Here is an 18788-nt window from a genome sequence, read left to right as displayed (position 1 = left end):
GGCGGGAACTGCCTAGTGGTGGAAGGTCGTGACCGTATCGAGCGCGGCCCGCGGGGTCGTGACGCGGTTCACCGGCGCGGCCTCGTCGGCGTAGCCGAAGGAGACACCGACGAGCAACTTCCCTTCGGTGACGCCGAGTTCTGCGCGGACCGTGTCGGCGTAGAAGCTCAGCAGCCCTTGCGGGCAGCTCGCCACGCCGTACGCGGTCATCGCCAGGAGCAGGGTCTGGAGGTAGGCGCCGACGTCCGCGGCGAGGCGGGGGCCGCCGTCACCGGTGACGAACAGGAACGCGGCGTGCGGGGCGTCGTAGAAGCCGAGGCTCCGGGCGTCGTAGGCCGCCCGTGCCGCGTGGTCGTCGGGGCCGATGCCCAGCGCCCCGTACAGGTCGGCGCCGAACGCCGCCCGGCGCTCCTGGTGCACCGCCGTGTAGATGTCCTCGGAGTACGGGATGTCGATCGAGGTGCGCCGCGCGGCGTGGTCGGCCCGCAGGGCGTCCGCGAGGCGTCGGCGCGCCTCGCCGCCGGCCACCTCCACCCGCCACGGCTGCGCGTTGGAGTTGGACGGAGCGGCACCGGCCAGCGAGAAGATCGCACGGATCGTGTCCTCGGGCACGGGGTCCGGGCGGAAGGCGCGGGTCGCGTGCCGTCCGCGTATCAGTTTCTCCGCGCAGCCGCTCAGCTCGGTGGGGACCAACGGACTCATGCCTCACTCCTCGACGACAGCCAATGTAAACGGATTCGTTTACATGACCGACCCTAGCAAGCCACTCCCCTCGAAGTAAACGCAGACGTATACTTTGCGGATGGGTATGACGACTACGGCATCGACGACTGCGACACCTCAGGGGCGGGGGCGCGGCGGACGGGAGCGCGTCCTGGCCGCCGCCGCCCGGCTGTTCGCGACCCAGGGGATCAACGCGACCGGCATGGAACAGGTCGCGGAGGAGGCCCCGGTCTCCAAGCGCACGCTGTACGCGCACTTCCGGACCAAGGGCGACCTGGTGATCGCCCACCTCCAGGACCTCGCGTCGTCGGGGGCCACCCTGGAGAGCGCCCTGACCCGCGAGGACGTCCCGCCGATGGAGCGGATCCTCGGGCTGTTCGACCCGCCCGCGGTGGATGCGGACCCGGTCCGCGGATGCCCCTTCATCGACGCCGCGGCGGAGTTCCCAGATCCGGAGAACGCGGTCCACTCCTACGCCCGCGAGCAGAAGCTGCGGATGGTGGAGCTGGTCACCGCGCTCGTGACGGAGCTGGGCTGCCGCGAACCCGCCGCGCTCGCCGAGCAGTTGGTCACCCTCGCGGACGGGGCGGCCAGCCGCGCCATGGTCCTGGGCGAAGCGGACTACGGCCGGCACGCGCGGGCGGCGGCGGAGGTCCTGCTCGCCCACGCGTCGGCGGGCACGGCCTGACGCGGTCCGCTACGCCCCGCCGCCCTCCCGGCCCCCGCGCGCCGCCCGCGCACGGTCCCGGCGCTCGGCGTGGGCGAAGTGCCGCGACACGGCGTGGAACGACTCCTTCGGCTCCCAGTGCCACCGCGCCGTCGGGTCGTCCTTCGTCTTCCAGATGGCCTTGGTGAGGCTGTAGCCGGCGATGTCGAGGTCGTGGCGGCGGGTGCGCCGGTGCGGGGCGTCGGAGGTGACGAACTGGTACACCATGGCCGCGTGCAGGTCCAACTGCTCGAACGCGTTCAGGACCTGCCCGAGGTACTGGGCCTGGGTGTGCTCGCTGCGCCGCACACCCTTGCGGACCTCCGGCTCGGGCTTGCTGTAGTCCACGACGTCCCAGCCCATGCCGCCCGCCTCGGGCGCGCCCTCGAAGGTGCAGGTGCCGCACTCGGTGATGGCGACGGGCTTGCCCCACTTCCGGTACGGGGTCAGCTCCTTGGCGTAGCCGCGCGGGTCGGCGAAGTACGAGTAGTAGTTGACGCCGACGATGTCGAAGAGGTCCCAGTCGACCTGGTCGCCGTGCGCGGAGCCGTAGGTCAGCGGGCCGTGGAACACGCGGCGGCCGGTCTTCGCGGCCAGGCCGATGAACCGCTTCAGCGCGCGCTGCGTCGCCGCGGGGTCCCAGTTGCCCTTCTGGATGTTCTCGATCCGCTCGACCGCGTTCGCACCGGGGACGATGCCCGGCACGAACAGGATGAACTCGCACCCCACGCTCAGATACACCCGCGCGCCCTGGCGGCGCAGCCGCTCGGCCTGCCTGCCGGTCTCGGCCAGGTGGTCGAGGATCTCGCGCTCGGGGACGTCGGCCAGGCGCGGCTGGAGCCATACGTGCATCCCGTGCTCGACGGCCTCCCTGGCGGTGGCGGTCAGACGCTCGACGCCGGTGCCGAAGACGACGACCGAGTTCGCGTGCAGGTCGTGCCTGATGGAGCGCATGTCGGAGCGCATCCGGGCGCGGCGCCACCCCGTGTGCCGGGTCTCGCCGTCCTCGCACTCGTACGTGACGCCGCGGTGGACCAGGCCGCGGCCGGTCGCCGTGCGCGTGTCGGCCGAGGTCGGGGCGGCCCCTGGGCGCGCGCCGGACCGCGGGTCCGGCGCGGAAGCCGGGTGCGTACCGGACCGCGGGCCCGTCGCGGCGCCCGCCTGCCCGGTGAGGGCCGTGCCCACCAGCGCGCCCGCGCCGACCGCCGCCGCCCCCGTCAGGAACGTCCCTCTCGTCATCGCTTCCTTGCGCATCGAGCACTCCCACCGTCGTCAACAGGTCGCGTTCCGGAACGTCTCCGCGACGTCCCCGGAACGTCTCAAGACTCGGCGTCGGGCAGGGTCCCGCTCATCAGCCATCGGTCCTCGCCCGCCGTATCCAAAGTCGCAACCGTCCGGTCGACGGCCCGACTTCCGGCCCGACTTCCGGCACGAGGGGGCGCGGCACGTCTGGGCGAGCCCCCGCTCACGCCGCCCGGACCGACAGCGCGTGGTGGAAGACGTCGCGCGGGTCCCACCGCTCCTTCACCGCGCCCAGGCGGGCCTGGTTGGCCTTGTAGTAGAGGGTCTGCCAGGGCGTGCCCGAGGTGTTCCAGCGCGGGTCGGCGAGGTCGGTGTCGGGGTAGTTGATGAAGGCGCCGTCGGCGTGCTCGCCGGGGACGGGGACGCCGCCGGTGTCGGCGAAGAGGTCCCGATAGCAGGCGCGGATCCAGGCCAGGTGCGCGGACGCCCGCTGCGGGTCGGCCCAGGCGGCGAGGCAGGAGAGCTTGAGGACGGAGTCGCGGTGGGGCATGGCCGTCGCGGTGGGGGACGGGGTGTTGACGGCGCCGCCGTAGGTGTTGAGGACGACGCTGCCCCCGGCCACGTCGGAGTCGGCGCGGGTGAGGTGGCGGTGCAGCACGGCCACCTGGCGGTCGGTGAGACGGCGGCGCAGGAACGCCGACTCGATCTTGATGTGCCGGTCCGCAACGGCCTCCCCCGAGCCGCGCAGCGCGGCGGTGAGCCAGGGAAGCCGCTGGACGTTCAGCTTGGCCGGCCGACGGGTGCCCGCGCTCACCGCGTCGAGGAAGCCGTCAAGGAGCCGCCTGTCCGCGCCGGGCACGGCGGTGACCTGCCCGAACATCCGGTGCGCCCCGGCCGCCCTGCGGGTCAGGGCGAACTCGGCGTACAGCGCGGCCTGCGGGTCGTCGGCGCCCCGGTGGCGCTCGGCCCACTCGCCGTGATTGCGCACCAGGCGGGCGAAGTGCTCCTCGTCCATGCCGTCCCAGCTCCAGTCCGCCGTGAAGGTGAGGGCGGTCCGGGTGGGGGCGGGCAGCATGTACGCGGGGTCGGTGTCGCGGGTGGCGTCCGGCGAGCGGAACCACATGCGGGTGACGACCCCGAAGTTCCCGCCGCCGCCACCGGCGTGGGCCCACCACAGCTCGCGGTGCGGGTCGTCCTGCTCCCGGCTCGCCACCACCGCGCGGGCCTCGCCGTGCCGGTCCACGACGACGACCTCCACGGCGTACAGGTAGTCGCTGACGAGGCCAAAGAGGCGGCACAGCGGCCCGTATCCGCCGCCCGGGACATGCCCGCCCACGCCCACCTCGGGGTGGTTTCCGGCGGGCAGCGTCACGCCCCAGCCGAGGTACAGCTTCCGGTAGACCTCCCCGAGCGTCGCCCCGGCCTCCACGACGAAGGCGCGGCGCGCGGCGTCGAACGACACCTCCCGCATGGGCGACATGTCGATGACGGACTTCACCTGGGGGTGGTCGACGAAGTCCTCGTAGCAGTGCCCGCCGCCGCGCATGGCGAGCCGGGCGCCCGCCCGCACCGACTCCTCTACGGCGCGCGCCACTTGGGCCGTCGAACCGACCAGGTAGACCTGCTCGGGCCGGCCTCGGAATCGGTTGCTCGCGCCTCGGGTGGTGAGTTGGGCGTAACGCGGGTCCGCGCGGGTGACGCGGACGGAACCGTCCGGCAGCCAGTCCGCCTTCCCCGCGCCGGTCCCGGTGATGCCGACGGCGGCGGGGCGAGTGGCTTCGGCCGCCGGTGACGTCGCCCTGGCGGACGCCGGGTTCCGCACCGGGCTCAGCGCCGGGCCGAACGCCACCCCCGCGCCCGTGACCGTCGCGGCCCGCGGAACGGTGCGTCGAGCGTGCTCGTCCTTGGAACCCATCACTGCCCCTTCGGTAGTCGGCCATGCGCACGCGCCGCGCGCCCATGCCCTGCGTCCGTGCCGCAATTCCCAGTCGTACGGCGGCACTTATGAAGGTAGGCAGGAGCGGCGGCGGTGGCAGGCGCGCTACCAACCACGTCGGGGGTGCACTCAGCACCACCCCCATGGAGGTGGTGCCGCGCCAACGGCCCAGGGAGGTCGTGCCCTGCGCAGGGCTCACCGGGCCGCCCGGTCACATACCGCTCGGCCGGATCATCTCCCGCCCCGCCGTGACCCCGCCGTCCACGGACACGGAGGCGCCGGTCATGTACGAGAAGTCGTCGGTCGCCAGGGAGACCACGGCGCGGGCGATCTCCGCGGGCTCCGCCATGCGTTCGAGGCCGTCGACGTTGAGGGGCCCGAACGCCTTCTTGTACGCGGCCCAGTCGGCGTCGGGGAGGCCCGGCGGGCGGACGAAGGGGGTGTCGGTGGTGCCGGGCAGGACGGCGTTGACGCGGATGCCCCGGGGGCCGTAGGCGAGCGCGGCGGACTTCACGATGCCCTGGACGGCGCGTTTGCTCGCGGTGTACGCGGCGCCGTTCGGCCGGGCGCACTCGGCCGCCGAGGACGACGTGCAGAGGACGACGCCGCGCCCCGCCTTGAGCATGTGCGGGATCTCGTACTTCAGGGCGAGGAACACCCCGCGCGCATTGGTGGACTGGACGTCGTCCCACTCCTCGACGGTCAGTTCGTGCGGCAGTCTGGCGCTGCCGATCCCGGCGTTGTTGAAGGCGACGTCGATGCCGCCGTAGCGGTCGGCCATCGCGTCCACGAAGGCGCGCACCTGGTCGGCCTCGCGGACGTCGGCCCGCATGTAGGTGGCCTCGCCGCCCGCCTTGCGTATCTCCTGCTCGACGCGGCGCCCCGACGAGACGCGGCGGCCGCAGAATCCGACGCGCGCGCCTTCCGCGGCGAAGGCCTTCGCCGTCGCCTCGCCGATGCCCGAGGTGGCGCCGGTGATGAGGACGGAGCGGCCGTCGAAGCGCCGTTTCGCCCGGGGGCCCGGACGGGGTGTCGCCGCGCGGGCGGAGCCGTCGAGGGTCAGGGAGGCGAGCCCGAGGGCGGCGGCGCCGCCGAGGAGGGAGCGCCGGGTCGTGTCGTGTGCGTTCATGCGGCCAACGCTGTCAGCGCGGGCGGGCGGGACGCTTCCTGCGACGGGCCCCCGCGGCGGCCACGAGGAGGAGGCGGCCGCGGGGGCCTCCTCCTTCGGCAGGACCCCGGTGGCGCGGCGGCGCCTATCGTTGTCCCGGTGAACCGATCTTGGGTGGAAGCGGCCTTCGACCGCGGGTACGCGCGGGTGCGCGCCCTGGCGGTCGCCGGTGCGCTGCTCGGCTGTCTCCTCCTGGTCCAACGGCCCTCCCAGGCAGCCGACTGGGGGTTCGCGGCGGTCGGCGTCGCGCTGTGTCCGGCCGGGGTCCGATGGGTGTTCGCCTCGGCAGTGGCCCGGTCGGGGCTGCTGGTCGCCGCGCACGCGTGGGGCGCGGAGCCGGTCGTGGCCTTCAAGGTGCTCGCCGCCCTCGGCGTCTTCGAGGTGTCGGTACGGCGCACGGGGCGACGGCCGGTCGTCGCGGCCTCCGTACTGGCCTGCGCCGTCGTCGTGAACCGACTGGACGACCTCCCCGCGGAACTGCCCTCCGTGCTCTACAAGATGAGTGTTGTCGCCGGGGTCCCCCTGCTCCTCGGCGCGTACGTCCGGGCCACGCGGGACGCCGCCCGCCGCGCCCGCGACCACGCGGAGCAGGAGCAGGCACGCGCCGAGCAGCGTCTCCTGTCGGCCCGCACCGCCGAACGCACCGCCATCGCCCGCGAGTTGCACGATCTGGTGGCACACCATGTCTCGTCCATGGTGGTACGGGTCGGGGTCGCCCGGCACGTCCTGCCCGCCGCGGGCACCGACGGCACGCCCGACCCCCGCATCACCGCCGTCCTCGACGACCTGCACGCCGGCGGCACCGCCGCGATGGCCGACCTGCGCCGCCTGGTCGCGGTGTTGCGGGACCCCGACAGCGTCACCCCGGGCGCCTCCCCGCTCCTCTCCCCCGGCGCCCTCGCCGCGGCCCTGGAGTCGGTCGTGGCCCAGAGCGCGCGCTCCGGCCTGGTGGTGGAGGCCGCGATGGACGACGGGGAACTCACGCGGGTCGACACGGCACGGGGGCTCGCGGTGCTGCGGCTCGCCCAGGAGGGGCTGGCGAACGTGACCCAGCACGCGGGTGCGGGGGCGCGGGCGTGGCTGAGGGTGCGGGTGGGTGCGGACGGGGGCGTGCAGGTCGAGGTGGAGGATGACGGAGGGAGTGGTGGTCGCGGAGGGGGTGACGGTCACGGTGGAGGGGGTGGCTCGGGGCACCAGCACCCTGCGGCGGCGCGGGCGGCCGGGCCGTCCGGGCACGGGCTTGTCGGCCTGCGTGAGCGGGTGCGGCTGCTGGGCGGGCGGTTGGAGGCCGGACCGGTCGGGCCGGGGTGGCGGCTTCAGGCGGAACTCCCGCTCCTGGAAGGGGATGTGACGGCCGAGGAGGCCCTGGACGGCGTGGCAGGCGTGCGGGCCGGGAGACCCTTGGAAGCCGCCGGGACGGAGCCGCGGCCGTGATCCGCCTCCTCATCGTCGACGACCAGCAGCTCGTCCGCATGGGCCTCCGCATGCTCTTCGAGCAGCCCGACGACATCGACCTCGTGGGCGAGGCGGCCAACGGCAAGGACGCCGTCCGCCTGGCCGAGCGCCTCGCCCCCGACGTCGTCCTGATGGACCTGCGGATGCCGGGCGTGGACGGCATCACCGCCACCCGGCGCATCACCTCGGCCCGTCCCACCACCCGGGTCCTCGCCCTGACCACGTTCGACGACGACGATCACCTCTACCCGGCGCTCGCCGCCGGGGCCTGCGGCTTCCTGGTGAAGGACACCCCGCCGCCCCAACTCCTGGACGGCGTACGCCGCGCGGCCCGCGGCGAGGCTCCCTTCAGCCAGGCCGCGCTGGACCGCATCGTCGCCCGCGCCCTGCACACCGGCACGGCCCCGCCCGCGCAGGGCGCCACGGCGCCGCCCGCCGGTCTGACGCCCCGCGAGCGACAGGTCCTGAGTCTGCTCGGGCAGGGCCTGTCGAACAGGGAGATCGGAGATCGGCTGCACCTGGGGGTGACCACGGTCAAGACGCACGTGGCGAACCTGATGGCCAAGACGGGCTGCGACAACCGCATCCGGCTCGCGGTCCTCGCGGTCCAGTCCGGCGTCACCGCCTCCGGCTGAGCCGACACGTCATCGGCTCACCCTGCCCGGCGGGTCGATGGGTCAGGCCCGGCAGCGCAGCATCACCAGCGGCGGGTTGCCGAGGGAGGTCCGCGCAGAACTCCGCGCCGAACGCGCGCAGGCCCGCGTCGGACACCTCAAGGGGGACCCAGGTCAGCTCGCTGAATCCGGCGGCCCGCAGGCACGGTTCGTAGACCTCGCGGCGCGGGCAGGCGCCGTTGAACGAGAGCGGCGGGTCGAGGAGCGCCGTGACCCGCACGCGCGGGCCGGTCTCGATCTCCTCGCCGGTCGCTCGCAGAGGAAGCCGTACTTGGCCAGCGACGGCCCGTCGAAGCGGTATTCGGGTGTCTGGGCGAGCACGAAGAACTCGGCGCCGGGCTTCAGGTTCCGGTGCACGTTGCGGCACATCCGCTCCATGGCGGCGATGTCCGGCGCGTGGTTGAGCAGCTGCACGCTCAGGGCGATGTCGAAGGAGCGCTCCAGCGGCCGCAGTTCGGCCACGTCCCCGACCTCGTAGCGCACGCCCGGCGGATCGCTGTCCTCGACCGCCTCACCGATCCCGTCGTACTGCTGCACGCTCACCGCGCTGCCCTCCCGTGTGGACCGTCAAGGCGTCGGCCCCGGCTCGCCTCAGGAGACGGGCCGCGGCCGCTGGCGGGCAGTCTTCCCGCGCCTCGGCGGCCGGTCGTACTCACAGAAGCCACAAAGATCGGGACGCCGTCCCGGCAGCCCGCACAACGGGGCCGGCCTCAGGTCAGGTTGCGGGCCCGTTCAAGCACCTCGGCCGGGGCCTTGGCCACCGAGCCGGTGTCGAACGGGGGCTGCGGGTCGTACTCCGTGTAGAGCTGGATCGCCTGTGCGGTGGTGTCGTCGCTGAGCAGGGCTGCCAGTTGGAGCGCCATGTCGATGCCCGAGGACACCCCGGCGGAGGTGATGATCCGGTCGTGGCGGACGATCCGCTCGGGGGTTTAATGGGCGCCGTAGGACCGCAGTTCGTCGATCACGCCCCAGTGGCTGGTGACGGTCAGGCCGTCCAGGAGGCCGGCCGCCGCGAGCACCAGGGCTCCGGTGCACACCGAGGTGGTGAAGCGGGTGCCCGCATGCATGCGTCGGACCCAGTCGAGGAACTCGGGGTCGTCCGCCACCGTCCAGGCGCCTCCGCCGCCGGGGATCAGCAGGACGTCGCAGCGCTCCACCTCGGAGTACCGGGTCGGGACGTGCACCGGCAGGGAGCCGAGCACGTCCTGCACCAGGCCGGGTTCGGGAGCCACGAAGCGCACGGTGGCGTCGGGCACATGGGCCAGGATCTCGTACGGTCCGATCGCGTCGAGCGGCTCGAAACGGTCGAAGAGCGGGATCACTATGTCCATGCGCCGCATCCTAGCCCGGGAGTTGATCAGCGCCCGCGGGGCCGGGGAGGCTCGGGGCGGCCGGTGAAGGGCCGCGCCCCGGCGCCACCCCGTCCCTCACTTCCGGCCCGCTCCCCCTGCCCGGACCGCGCCCGCGCTCGCCCCCACCACCAGGGCGATCGCCACGCACTGCAGCGCCGAGAGCGTCTGTCCGAGGACCAGGAATCCGGCGAGCGCGGCGACCGCGGGGGCCAGACTCATCAGGACCGCGAAGGTGGCCGCGGGCAGCCTGCGCAGGGCGAGCAGCTCCAGCGTGTAGGGCACGCCGGACGACAGCAGCGCCACGACCAGGCCGATCCCGAGGACCTTCGGCTCCAGCAGGGTGGTGCCCGCGGCACCGATCCCCAGCGGCAGGCTCACCAGGGCGGCCACGGCCATCGCCAGGGCCAGCCCGTCCAGACGCGGGAAGCGGGCCCCCGCCCGGGAGCTGAAGACGATGTACGCCGCCCACATCGCGCCCGCACCGAGCGCGAACCCCGCGCCCGCCAGGCTGAGTTCACCGAAGCTGCCCTGCCCGAGCAGGAACACGCCCGCGAACGCCATCCCTGCCCACACCAGGCTCGCCGCCCGCCGCGCGGTGACGACGGACAGGAGCAGCGGGCCGAGCACCTCCAGCGTCACCGCCGGGCCGAGCGGAATGCGGTCGATCGCCTGGTAGAAGAGGATGTTCATGCCACCCAGGGCGAGCCCGAAGGCGCCGACGACGCCCCAGTCCGTACGACTGTGGCCGCGCAGCCGGGGACGGCAGACGACAAGGAGCAGGACGGCCGCGATCGTCACCCGCAGCGCCACTACGCCGAGCGCGCCCGCGCGCGGGAAGAGCAGGGCCGCCGCGGCGGAGCCGAACTGCACCGAGAGGACACCGGCGAGCACCAGGCCGATGCCGCCGAGGCTGCCGGCGCTGGCGGGGGCGGCCGCCTTGCGTATCCCGACGGCGGGGGCGGCCCGCCCGGCCGTGGACGTCGCCCCCACGGAGCCTGCCGCCGCGGGCTCCGCCGCCGTGGCGCTCGTGCCCCCAGCCACCGTGGGACCTGCCACCGCGGGCCCCGCCGCCCCGGCCCCTGTCACCGCGGAGCTTGCCGCCGCGGTCCCCACCTGAACCCTCGTGTTTGTCATGCCCCCACGCTAGAAAGCCGCAGGCGTCCTGGGAAATGCCAGGTGATCCGTGGTTATGCTTGCGAGGCATGACCATGGAACTGCGCCACCTGCGGGCCTTCCTCGCCATCGCCGAGGAGGGCACGATCACGCGCGCCGCGACCCGGCTGCACACGGGCCAGCCCGCGCTGTCCCGCACGCTGCGCCAGCTCGAGACGCATCTCGGGGTGCGCCTGATCGACCGGTCCACGCACCATCTGGAACTCACGGCCGCGGGCCGGGCGTTCCGCGACCAGGCCGCGGCCGCCCTGTCCGCCGTGGAGACGGCCTTCGATCCCCGTTCGCTGGCCGCCCTGCCGCTGCGCCTCGGCCACCCCTGGGCCGCGCTGGGCGATCTGACCCTGCCGCTGCTGCGCCGCTGGGACGAGGAGCATCCCGATGTGCCGCTGGAGCTGCGCCGCGTCGACGACCGTACGGCGGGGCTCACCCAGGGCAAGGTCGACGTCGCGTTGCTGCGCGGCGAGCTGAGGGCTCCGGACCTGGTCACGGAGCTGCTGATGCGGGAGGAACGCGTGGCGGTGGTGCCCGCCGACAGCGACCTCGCCGCACGCGACGCGCTCACGCTGGCCGACCTCACGCCCTGGCCGATCGCCCTCAACACGGTGGCGGGCACGACCACGCTCGACCTGTGGTCCACCGCCTCACGCCCCAAGGTGGTGATCGAGGTCACCAACACGGACGAGTGGCTGACGGCCATCGCGGCGGGCCGGGCCGTGGGCATCTCGACATCGGCGACGCCCCGCATGCACACCCACCCGACGATCGCCTACCGCCCCCTGACCGACGCCCCGTCGGTCCCCCTGGTGCTGGCCTGGCATCGCGGCGCCCCGGCGCACCCGGCGATCCCGGACCTGATCCGCCTGGCGCACGAGTTGGTGGGGGAACACTGACGGTCAGCACGGCCGGACGACGGGCGGGTTGCCGCGTCGCAGGCGGCGTGTGCGCCCGCCGACCACACGGGTCCGGCGCTGAGCGGCGGGCTCGATCAGCGAGTAGCGGGCTTGAGGCCAGCGAGCCTCGTGATCCGACAGCACGTGGTCGAGAGCTCCTGTCGGCAGTTCCTCGCTCGAGTTGTGTTCACGAGTTGTGTTCACGAGTTGTGTTCACGCACGATCCGCCGGCCCTTCGGCGTTCGGCGCCAGACCAGCGAGGCCGTGGCGCGAAGGTCGAGCAGTATGGGGTACGGCCGCCCTCCCGCACCTGGCAGTACATGCCACCACTCCTTGGAACTACGCGCTCGCACCCGCCCCGGAAGAGGATCTCTCCTTCACCGCCGAGGCGGGGCCGCTGGTCGGCGACCCCCTGGCGCATGCGGGCACCCCGGTACGGATACGTGGCCGCGCCCGGCGTCTGAAGGAATGGGTCGCGGACGACGAATACGTGGTGACCCCGCTCCACCCCGGTTCGGCCCGTGCCGTCACCCCGCGGGAGAAGGTGACGCTCATCCCGATGGGCGCGGCACGACTGCGCGTCACCGCGTCTCCCACCGCGACGCCCGGCGGCCGCCCCTGGACACCCGAGCCCGCCTGCCACCGGATCGGAGACCAGCACAGCGGCAAGGCTCTCGGGGTGGACGGCATGTCGACAGCGAACGGCGCGCAGGTCGTGCAGTACGAGGACAACGGCACCGCGGACCATCTGTGGCGGCTGGTCTGGGCGCGGCGCACCTTCTCCGGTTCACACCCCCACGTACTGACTGACGTACTCACCGCTGGGCGGTATCGGGGTGATGACGTCGACGAGAACCCCCGAGGGGTCGGCCACGATGAAGTGCCGTTGCCCGAAGTCCTCACTGCGCAACTCCAGGGCGGGGCTGAGCCCTTCGCGCACGACAAGGCGCTCCCACTCCGCGTCGACGTCCTCGACCTCCAGGTTGAGCAGGAGGCCCTGAGCGGGGAGACGGTAGGCCTCCGGGATGGTCGGGTGGGTGTGGTCGAGGAGGGCGAGCTCGTACGGCGAGTCGCCCGGGCGGCGCAGGCTCACGTACCAGTCGGCTTCGAAGGTGGTCTCGAAGCCGAGGAGCCGGGTGTAGAAGTCCCGGGACTCCGCGAGGCGGGCGGTGCAGATCACGGGATAGAGGCTGGTCAGTTTCATGGTCACTCCTCTTCACATACCATCGGTATGCGAATGACGGTAGTCACGTACTATCGGTACGTCAACCGTCAACGGAGTGGAGCGCGATGAGCCAGCAGGGCGTCCGGGCACAGCAACGGGAGCAGACGCGGCGGACGTTGCTGCGGGAGAGCAGGCAGTTGTTCGCCGCTCAGGGCTATGGTGCGGTGGGTCTGGCGCAGATCGTCGAGGCGGCGGGGGTGACCAAGGGCGCGCTGTACCACCACTTCGACAGCAAGGCCGGCCTCTTCGGTGCCGTGCTGGAGGAGGTGCAGCGGGAGGTGGGTCGGCGCGTGGCCGCGGCGGCCGAGGCGTACACCGACCGCTGGGATCAACTGACGGCGGGCTGCCGCGAGTTCCTCACCGTGACCGCCGAGCCCGACATTCAGCGGATCATGCTGGTCGACGGGCCCGCCGTCCTGGGCTGGAGCGCCTGGCGCGCCCTGGACGAGGCGTCATCGGCCCAGCACCTCCACGACGCCCTGACCGCCCTCATCACCGAGGGAACCCTCCCTCCGCAGCCCGTGGAACCCCTCACCCACCTCCTGTCCGGCGCCATGAACGAGGCCGCCCTGTGGCTGGCCTCCCCCTCCGGCCCGACGGACCCGGCCGAGACCTGGACAGCCCTCGAACGACTGCTCCGGGCCCTGCGCCACACCGGCTGAAGGCGCCCGGTCGACGCCCTCCCCGCCGCTCCTGCGCGGGTCGGACCGCCCATGGCTGGGCAGGAGAGCGCAGGGAATGCTTGCGGGGCAAGGCAAGGCGCGACGGGGAGGTGCCAGTGGGCCGGAGACGGCGGCTGCGGGTGGCCGGCGCACTGGTGGGGGTGGCCGCCTCGGCGGTGACGTGCGGGCTTGCCGTGATCGCGGCGCGACCAGGCCGTGCTCGACGTGTGGGGCGAACGGCGGGAGACCGTCGTCACGGAAGCGGTTCGGCACGAGAGGAACGCGCCGACGGGTGAGGTCACCGGAACCTGGTGGGAGTGCTCGCTGGAACGGCTCGACGGCACGAAACTCGAACGGAACCTCAGAGAATCGGACTTCCTCCCCCTGGGCGAGGCGTGCCCCGCCGACGCGAAGGCAGGCGACCGGGTCGTGGTGTACGCGGCGCCCGGTGGGTTCGCCGCGCCGCAGACCAACGCGCCCGTCGGGGGCATCTGGCTGGTCACCGCGCTCACCGCTGCCGCGACGGTGGCGGCGGGGGCGCTCACGTCCACCGGAATGACGCGCGCGGGCACGCCGACGGCCGGGTGGCTCCCACGCCCTCTGCGGACCTGGGCGGACGCCTCACCGGCGACGCGCACCTGAGCGCCATCGCTCTTTCAGGGGCAGCCGTGCCGCGTCCGCGTGCGGGCTTTCACGCCGCGTCACCCGACACCGGCCCGGTCGGATCCTTGTGCCAGACGAAGACCTCCGTGCCCGGCCGGTGCTGCGAGAACTGGCCCGACGGGGAGGCCTCCTGGAGTACGCGGCGCAGGTCGGCCTCGAAGGCGGGGCGATGCGGGCCGAACAGATGGGGGGCCGAGAAGGACATCGAGAAGACCTCGGCCACCAGGTCGTCGCAGTCGCGGGTCAGGGGCCGGCCGCCGGGGAAGACGTGATGGTCCGGGCCGGTGAATCCGGCGCGGGTGAACACCGTCGCCTCGTCGCCTGGTGTGCCTTGCGGCAGGGTTCCTCGGCCCGCCCGTCTGACCGGGCCGAGGTACTTTCTGACCAGGTCGTCGATCGCGGCGCGGGGCGGGGCCGGGTGGGGCAGGACCTCCGAGTCGGGGGGTGCCGTCTTCAGGTCCGAGATGTGCAGGAGCACGCCGCCGGGGCGGAGCATGTCCCGTACGGTCGCCGCGACCAGGTCGCGGTCCATCCAGTGGAACGACTGGGCGAAGCCGACCGCCGTGAACGTGCCGAGGTCCGCGGGCAGGTCTTCGGCGCGGGTCCGCACCCAGCGCGTCTTCCCCGCCAGGCCCGCCCTCGCCGCCTGGCGCCCGGCCTCGGCGATCATTCCGCCGTCCGGGTCCACGCCCACCACCTCGCGGAACAGATCCGCCAAGGTCAGGGCGACCGTGCCCGGACCGCATCCCACATCGAGGAGGCGTCCCCGCCCGTCGAGGCGCAGGGCATCCGCCAGCGCTTTCGCAAGGCCGGGCGCGTACGGGAGCCGCCCCCGCGAGTAGTAGGCAGCCGCTCCCGAGAACAAGGTCTCGTCCCATTCCCAGCCGTCCATCACGCCCACCCCTCTCCTCTTGCTGGTCCTTGGTGCCTCGCGGACCCTCTTGCCCGTTCGGGCCGGACCGCCCGATGATTCCACGACTGGGGTGATGTGGCGGGGTTTTTCCCCTCGTCAGCAAGCGCGCGGGTCTCGGTCACCGTCAGTGAGGTGGCGCGAGGAAGCCGTCCACGACACGGCTGACCTTCGCGGCGCCCGGCGGCGCACTCCGCGTGGGGCCGATGACCGCTTCGGTGAACGCTTCGCGCGCCGACTCCGCGACCGCGAGTTGCCGGTTCTCCTTGGTCCTGAAGAGCGTCTGGATGCCGCTCCAGCTCAGCTCCAGGTCGGCGGCCAGACGGCCGATGCTCAGGCCGTGCCCGGCCTGCCCTTCCAGGCCCGACGCATCAGCCTGTGAACTCCGCTGCCCTGCAGGCTCGTTCTCGGGTCGGGCTACCTCGTCGAAGGGGGCATCGCCTACAAGGTCTCCCAGGTTCTGTGACGGATCGTCAACCGGCCCCTGGGACAGGTGGCTTCTGCGCCAGGAACGTGGCGAGCGTCCTCGTCGCCCCTCCGTCGGGCTCCTGCACCAGCCGCGCCGTGACGACGAGTCCGGCCCGGCGCAGGAGCTCCACGATCCGCTCCACCGGCACCAGATGCGACGCGAACGACACCGGATGGCCGCCGTACGCCCGCGCGGGACGCACGCGCTCCCCGTCACCCACGTAACCGACCATCATCAGGCGGCCGCCAGGAGCGAGGGTGCGGTGGAACTCGCCGTACACCAGCGGCAGCAGCTCGGGCGGTGTGTGGTGGGTGGAGTAGTAGGCGAGGATGCCGCCAAGGGTGTCGTCCCCGATGTCCAGGGCGGTGCTTGACCCCACCGTGAAGCGCAGGTCCGGGAAGGCCTGTCGGGCCAGATCGATCATCTTGGGCGACAGGTCGACACCGAACGCGGGCAGGCCTTGCCCGACCAGATACGCCGTCACAAGGCCCGGACCACACCCCACATCCGCGACCGGCCCGCGACCGGCTTTCCGTACGTCCGCCACGAACGCGGCCAGCATGGCGCGTGACAGCGGGTCCAACTCCGCCGGGGTTTTGACGCGTTGGAGATAGTCGACCGCCACGGTGTCGTACGACTCCCGGACCGCAGCGAGGTAGGCGGGCTCCGCCGCCCCAGCTGTCCCAGTCACCCCTGGGACATTAGGGCACGGCGGGGCCCGGGGGACACGGGGGCGGCCCAGTTGTGCCCCGCGCGCGGCTACGGCCGGCGGGTGGCGGTGATGAGAAGGCGAGTGGCCTGGGCCGCCTGCGTCGCCGGGGCCGGGGTGTCCGTGATCGCCGCCGTCGCCATCGCGCCTTCCGCCAGGAGGAACACCTGGTCCGCCAGGCTGTCGGGGAGGTTCGCCCGGGACACCAGGTCCGCCACGTACTGCTTGAAGGCCTGCTTGTGCAGGCGGACTTGGCGGGCGACCGGCTCCGAGGTGGCGCCCAGTTCTCCGTAGGAGTTGATCCAGGCGCAGCCGTTGAAGTCGGGTTCGGCGAACCACTCCCCCAGCCAGTCGAAGATCGCCAGGATGCGACGCTCGGGGTTGTCGTGCCGCTCGACGTGCTCGGCGAGGTCGTGCCGCCAGCGCTCGTCGCGGCGTTCCAGGTAGGCCTCGACGAGGCGTTCCTTCGCGGGGAAGAGCTGGTAGAGGCGCTTGAGGGACAGACCGGACGCGGTGCGGATCTGGTCCATGCCGACGGACTGGATGCCCCGCTGGTAGAAGAGCCGCTCGGCCGCGTCCAGCGCCCGTTCGGCAGCGGTGACTGTGGTGTCCATCGGCCAACGCTACCGCGACGACCTGCCGGAGGACCGGCCGGTTTGCCTCGGAGGCAATTTCGCTACCCAGGAGAACGGTCGTTCTCTAGAGTGGCGGACGAGGCGGAGAACGAGCGTTCTCCAGCTGTGGTCAGCATGCGCGCATGAAGGAGCAGACATGACGTCACGCCCTCCGTTCCCTCCGTTCGACGAGGAGACGGCACTGCTGAAGGTCCAGGCCGCCGAGGACGCCTGGAACACCCGCGACCCAGAGCGCGTCGCGCTCGCGTACACCGTGGACTCGGTCTGGCGGAACAGGGACCGCTTCCTCACCGGCCGGGACGAGATCACCGCGTTCCTGCGCGACAAGTGGTCCCGCGAGGGCGAGTACGCGCTGCGCAAGGAGCTGTGGGACTTCCACGGGCCCCGGATCGCGGTGCGTTTCCAGTACGAGTGCCGGGCGCTGGACGGCCAGTGGTGGCGCAGCTACGGAAACGAGCTGTGGGAGTTCACGGCGGAAGGGCTCATGGCCCGCCGCGAGGCCAGCATCAACGACGTGCCGATCAGCGAGGCGGAGCGGCGCATCTTCGGCCCTCGGCCGGAGAGCGAGCGGCGCACGCCGCTCCCCGTCCAGTAGGGCACGCGGGCGAGGCGGGGCCGGTGCGGCTCCGGTCCCGCCTCGCTCCGTCGTGCGCCGGACGCGTCCCGTCAGTCGGTGCGAAGGAGCAGCTTCGTGGCGCCGATCGCCTGCTCCACCGGCAGGAACTCCGGCGGGTTGGCGGGGTCCGTGCGCAGCACGGGGTAGCGCTCCAGGAGCGCGTTGATGGCGATGCGCGCCTCCAGGCGGGCCAGCGGCGCGCCGATGCAGAACTTCATGCCGCGGCCGAAGTCCAGGTGCGGGTTGGGGTCACGGTAGGGGTCGAACTCGTGGGGACGCTCGAAGCGCCGCTCGTCGCGGTTGGCCGCGCCCAGCCACAGCGAGACGAGGGAGCCCTTGGGCACCTTGACCCCGGCGGCCTCCGTGTCGGCGGCGGCGATGCGGTACGAGCCCGCGATCGGGCTGAGGAACCGCAGGGTCTCCTCGGCCACGCCCGAGACCATCTCGGGGTTCTCGCGCAGCCGCGCGAAGTGCTCGGGGTGGGCGTCCAGGCACAGCAACATGTTGCCGAGCAGCGCGCTGGTGGTGGTGTGCCCGATGATCAGCAGCTCGTTGGCGAAGTTCACGACGGCCGCGTCGCTCAGGCCCTCGCCGTCGACCTCCGCCTGGACGAGTTTGGTGAGCAGGTCCTCCCGCGGCTTCGAGCGGCGCTCGTCCACGTGCTGCTGGAGGTAGGCGAGGAACTCCGGTACGTGCCGCAGCGCGGCCGCCACGTCGGCGTCCTCCGCCGTCTCCTCGCCGCCCACCGAGATGTCACCGGCGGCGGCGATCATCTGGTCGACCCACTGCTTGAACAGGCCGCGGTCGCTCTGCGGCACGCCCAGCATCTCGGCGATGACCATGACGGGCATCGGGTAGGTGAGGGCGTCGACCAGCTCCAGCTGGTTGCCGGTGGCGCGCTCCTCCGCCTCGTCGAGGAGGCTCTTGGTGATCTCGACGATGCGCGGCTCCAGCTCGGCCACCATGCGCGGGGTGAACACGCCGCTGATGAGCCTGCGCAGCTTGGTGTGGCCCGGCGGGTCCGCCTGCAGGAGCGTGCCCTGGTTGAAGGCGTCGGCGGCCGCGGTGTCGCCCATCAGGGCGGCGCTCACGTTGGCCGAGTACTCCTTGGGGCTGCTGTAGACGCCGACGATCTCGTCGTAGCCGTAGATGTGGACCACGCCGTTTTCATCGATCTTGACGGGGTGCTCCGGGTTGCGTCCCCACATCCAGAAGTGCAGCGGGTTGAGTCCCCAGCGGTCGGCGAGTTCGGTCATGTTCGTTCGTTCCCTCTCTTCGGCACTGCTCGGCTCTCGGGGGTTGTGCGCGGTGGGTGGTGTGCGGGGTGCGTGGGTGTACGCGACCGGCGGGGGCCGTCGTCACGCGCCCGCGGCCATGGCCTCGCGCAGGCTCTTGGGTCGCAGGTCCGTCCAGTTCTCCTCGATGTAGGCCAGGCAGGCGGCGCGGTCCGCCGTGCCGAAGACGACGCGCCAGCCCAGCGGGACCTCGGCGAACTGCGGCCACAGGGAGTGCTGTTCGTCGTCGTTGGCGAGGACGTAGAACGTGCCGTTCTCGTCGTCGAAGGGGTTGGTGCTCATGCT

General features: G+C 72.7%; 21 protein-coding genes and 1 pseudogene. 8 read left to right on the top strand and 14 right to left on the bottom strand.

Annotated features, from left to right (window positions below; genetic code table 11):
* Positions 1–12 precede the first annotated feature (12 nt).
* Positions 13–702, bottom strand: coding sequence for a nitroreductase (locus ACZ6BG_RS18080; protein WP_469002213.1), 690 nt, complete (start codon positions 700–702; stop codon positions 13–15).
* Positions 703–808: 106 nt separating this feature from the next.
* Here ACZ6BG_RS18080 and ACZ6BG_RS18075 point away from each other — a divergent pair, with 106 nt between their 5' ends.
* Complete coding sequence (locus ACZ6BG_RS18075; protein WP_469002983.1) at positions 809–1411, top strand: TetR/AcrR family transcriptional regulator; 603 nt, start codon at positions 809–811, stop codon at positions 1409–1411.
* A gap of 9 nt (positions 1412–1420) precedes the next feature.
* Here ACZ6BG_RS18075 and ACZ6BG_RS18070 read toward each other — a convergent pair whose 3' ends face one another.
* From ACZ6BG_RS18070 to ACZ6BG_RS18060, 3 genes are all read right to left on the bottom strand, one after another.
* Positions 1421–2683 carry an abortive phage infection protein gene (locus ACZ6BG_RS18070; RefSeq protein WP_469002211.1) on the bottom strand — a complete coding sequence of 421 codons (1263 nt, stop codon included), beginning with the start codon at positions 2681–2683 and terminating at the stop codon, positions 1421–1423.
* 211 nt (positions 2684–2894) lie between these two features.
* Positions 2895–4586 carry an FAD-binding oxidoreductase gene (locus ACZ6BG_RS18065; protein ID WP_469002209.1) on the bottom strand — a complete coding sequence of 564 codons (1692 nt, stop codon included), beginning with the start codon at positions 4584–4586 and terminating at the stop codon, positions 2895–2897.
* Positions 4587–4818: 232 nt separating this feature from the next.
* Entirely contained in the window at positions 4819–5736 is a 918-nt protein-coding gene (locus ACZ6BG_RS18060) for an SDR family NAD(P)-dependent oxidoreductase (RefSeq protein WP_469002207.1), read from the bottom strand.
* A gap of 138 nt (positions 5737–5874) precedes the next feature.
* On the opposite strand from ACZ6BG_RS18060, the gene ACZ6BG_RS18055 reads away from it, so the two are divergent.
* Both ACZ6BG_RS18055 and ACZ6BG_RS18050 read left to right on the top strand, forming a co-directional pair.
* Positions 5875–7209 (top strand): sensor histidine kinase, encoded by a 1335-nt coding sequence (locus ACZ6BG_RS18055; RefSeq protein WP_469002205.1) that lies wholly within the window; start codon positions 5875–5877, stop codon positions 7207–7209.
* Positions 7206–7865 carry a response regulator gene (locus ACZ6BG_RS18050; protein ID WP_469002203.1) on the top strand — a complete coding sequence of 220 codons (660 nt, stop codon included), beginning with the start codon at positions 7206–7208 and terminating at the stop codon, positions 7863–7865. The genes ACZ6BG_RS18055 and ACZ6BG_RS18050 overlap by 4 nt, the downstream gene beginning before the upstream one ends.
* A 153-nt stretch (positions 7866–8018) precedes the next feature.
* Here the strand turns inward: ACZ6BG_RS18050 and ACZ6BG_RS18045 are convergent, their stop codons facing one another.
* The 4 genes from ACZ6BG_RS18045 to ACZ6BG_RS18030 all read right to left on the bottom strand — a co-directional run bounded on the left by ACZ6BG_RS18045 (position 8019) and on the right by ACZ6BG_RS18030 (position 10390).
* A complete protein-coding gene (locus ACZ6BG_RS18045) occupies positions 8019–8447 on the bottom strand; it encodes a class I SAM-dependent methyltransferase (protein WP_469002201.1) in 429 nt (142 codons plus the stop codon).
* A gap of 167 nt (positions 8448–8614) precedes the next feature.
* Positions 8615–8785, bottom strand: coding sequence for a hypothetical protein (locus tag ACZ6BG_RS18040; RefSeq protein ID WP_469002198.1), 171 nt, complete (start codon positions 8783–8785; stop codon positions 8615–8617).
* Between the two features lie 48 nt (positions 8786–8833).
* Positions 8834–9235, bottom strand: a complete 402-nt coding sequence (locus ACZ6BG_RS18035; protein WP_469002196.1) for a DJ-1/PfpI family protein — start codon at positions 9233–9235, stop codon at positions 8834–8836.
* A gap of 96 nt (positions 9236–9331) precedes the next feature.
* On the bottom strand, positions 9332–10390 hold the full coding sequence (locus ACZ6BG_RS18030; RefSeq protein ID WP_469002193.1) for an EamA family transporter: 1059 nt from the start codon (positions 10388–10390) through the stop codon (positions 9332–9334).
* Between the two features lie 68 nt (positions 10391–10458).
* Between ACZ6BG_RS18030 and ACZ6BG_RS18025 the strand changes: the two genes are divergently transcribed.
* Both ACZ6BG_RS18025 and ACZ6BG_RS18020 read left to right on the top strand, forming a co-directional pair.
* Complete coding sequence (locus ACZ6BG_RS18025; RefSeq protein ID WP_469002191.1) at positions 10459–11319, top strand: LysR family transcriptional regulator; 861 nt, start codon at positions 10459–10461, stop codon at positions 11317–11319.
* Between the two features lie 559 nt (positions 11320–11878).
* A pseudogene (locus ACZ6BG_RS18020) lies at positions 11879–12070 on the top strand (hypothetical protein); the annotation flags it as partial.
* A 36-nt stretch (positions 12071–12106) separates the two neighbouring features.
* Here the strand turns inward: ACZ6BG_RS18020 and ACZ6BG_RS18015 are convergent.
* Entirely contained in the window at positions 12107–12523 is a 417-nt protein-coding gene (locus ACZ6BG_RS18015; RefSeq protein ID WP_469002188.1) for a VOC family protein, read from the bottom strand.
* An 86-nt stretch (positions 12524–12609) separates the two neighbouring features.
* Here ACZ6BG_RS18015 and ACZ6BG_RS18010 point away from each other — a divergent pair, with 86 nt between their 5' ends.
* Together ACZ6BG_RS18010 and ACZ6BG_RS18005 are read left to right on the top strand one after the other, a co-directional pair.
* Positions 12610–13206, top strand: coding sequence for a TetR/AcrR family transcriptional regulator (locus ACZ6BG_RS18010; RefSeq protein WP_469002185.1), 597 nt, complete (start codon positions 12610–12612; stop codon positions 13204–13206).
* A 216-nt stretch (positions 13207–13422) separates the two neighbouring features.
* Positions 13423–13848, top strand: coding sequence for a hypothetical protein (locus tag ACZ6BG_RS18005; RefSeq protein ID WP_469002183.1), 426 nt, complete (start codon positions 13423–13425; stop codon positions 13846–13848).
* 49 nt (positions 13849–13897) lie between these two features.
* On the opposite strand, the gene ACZ6BG_RS18000 is transcribed toward ACZ6BG_RS18005, so the two are convergent.
* The 3 genes from ACZ6BG_RS18000 to ACZ6BG_RS17990 form a co-directional block, all read right to left on the bottom strand.
* Complete coding sequence (locus ACZ6BG_RS18000) at positions 13898–14761, bottom strand: class I SAM-dependent methyltransferase (protein WP_469002181.1); 864 nt, start codon at positions 14759–14761, stop codon at positions 13898–13900.
* A gap of 491 nt (positions 14762–15252) precedes the next feature.
* The gene (locus ACZ6BG_RS17995) at positions 15253–15939 is read right to left on the bottom strand and encodes a class I SAM-dependent methyltransferase (protein ID WP_469002179.1); all 687 of its coding nucleotides are present in this window, start codon (positions 15937–15939) and stop codon (positions 15253–15255) included.
* Between the two features lie 68 nt (positions 15940–16007).
* A complete protein-coding gene (locus tag ACZ6BG_RS17990) occupies positions 16008–16571 on the bottom strand; it encodes a TetR/AcrR family transcriptional regulator (RefSeq protein ID WP_469002177.1) in 564 nt (187 codons plus the stop codon).
* Between the two features lie 157 nt (positions 16572–16728).
* Here ACZ6BG_RS17990 and ACZ6BG_RS17985 point away from each other — a divergent pair, with 157 nt between their 5' ends.
* Positions 16729–17187, top strand: coding sequence for a nuclear transport factor 2 family protein (locus ACZ6BG_RS17985; protein ID WP_469002174.1), 459 nt, complete (start codon positions 16729–16731; stop codon positions 17185–17187).
* A 71-nt stretch (positions 17188–17258) separates the two neighbouring features.
* Here the strand turns inward: ACZ6BG_RS17985 and ACZ6BG_RS17980 are convergent, their stop codons facing one another.
* Together ACZ6BG_RS17980 and ACZ6BG_RS17975 are read right to left on the bottom strand one after the other, a co-directional pair.
* A complete protein-coding gene (locus tag ACZ6BG_RS17980) occupies positions 17259–18464 on the bottom strand; it encodes a cytochrome P450 (RefSeq protein ID WP_469002171.1) in 1206 nt (401 codons plus the stop codon).
* A gap of 102 nt (positions 18465–18566) precedes the next feature.
* On the bottom strand, positions 18567–18785 hold the full coding sequence (locus ACZ6BG_RS17975; protein WP_468483125.1) for an MbtH family protein: 219 nt from the start codon (positions 18783–18785) through the stop codon (positions 18567–18569).
* Positions 18786–18788: the final 3 nt, after the last annotated feature.

Source organism: Streptomyces sp. NPDC041205 (assembly GCF_055591765.1).
Note: the sequence above shows the minus strand (reverse complement) of the source record. Positions and strands in the feature narration are given on the sequence as shown.

Coding starts and splice junctions, on each gene's coding strand:
- ACZ6BG_RS18080 (WP_469002213.1), bottom strand. CDS start 702: ATGAGTCCGTTGGTCCCCACCGAGCTGAGCGGCTGCGCGGAGAAACTG.
- ACZ6BG_RS18075 (WP_469002983.1), top strand. CDS start 809: ATGACGACTACGGCATCGACGACTGCGACACCTCAGGGGCGGGGGCGC.
- ACZ6BG_RS18070 (WP_469002211.1), bottom strand. CDS start 2,683: ATGCGCAAGGAAGCGATGACGAGAGGGACGTTCCTGACGGGGGCGGCG.
- ACZ6BG_RS18065 (WP_469002209.1), bottom strand. CDS start 4,586: ATGGGTTCCAAGGACGAGCACGCTCGACGCACCGTTCCGCGGGCCGCG.
- ACZ6BG_RS18060 (WP_469002207.1), bottom strand. CDS start 5,736: ATGAACGCACACGACACGACCCGGCGCTCCCTCCTCGGCGGCGCCGCC.
- ACZ6BG_RS18035 (WP_469002196.1), bottom strand. CDS start 9,235: ATGGACATAGTGATCCCGCTCTTCGACCGTTTCGAGCCGCTCGACGCG.
- ACZ6BG_RS18030 (WP_469002193.1), bottom strand. CDS start 10,390: ATGACAAACACGAGGGTTCAGGTGGGGACCGCGGCGGCAAGCTCCGCG.
- ACZ6BG_RS18025 (WP_469002191.1), top strand. CDS start 10,459: ATGACCATGGAACTGCGCCACCTGCGGGCCTTCCTCGCCATCGCCGAG.
- ACZ6BG_RS18015 (WP_469002188.1), bottom strand. CDS start 12,523: ATGAAACTGACCAGCCTCTATCCCGTGATCTGCACCGCCCGCCTCGCG.
- ACZ6BG_RS18010 (WP_469002185.1), top strand. CDS start 12,610: ATGAGCCAGCAGGGCGTCCGGGCACAGCAACGGGAGCAGACGCGGCGG.
- ACZ6BG_RS18000 (WP_469002181.1), bottom strand. CDS start 14,761: ATGGACGGCTGGGAATGGGACGAGACCTTGTTCTCGGGAGCGGCTGCC.
- ACZ6BG_RS17990 (WP_469002177.1), bottom strand. CDS start 16,571: ATGGACACCACAGTCACCGCTGCCGAACGGGCGCTGGACGCGGCCGAG.
- ACZ6BG_RS17985 (WP_469002174.1), top strand. CDS start 16,729: ATGACGTCACGCCCTCCGTTCCCTCCGTTCGACGAGGAGACGGCACTG.
- ACZ6BG_RS17980 (WP_469002171.1), bottom strand. CDS start 18,464: ATGACCGAACTCGCCGACCGCTGGGGACTCAACCCGCTGCACTTCTGG.
- ACZ6BG_RS17975 (WP_468483125.1), bottom strand. CDS start 18,785: ATGAGCACCAACCCCTTCGACGACGAGAACGGCACGTTCTACGTCCTC.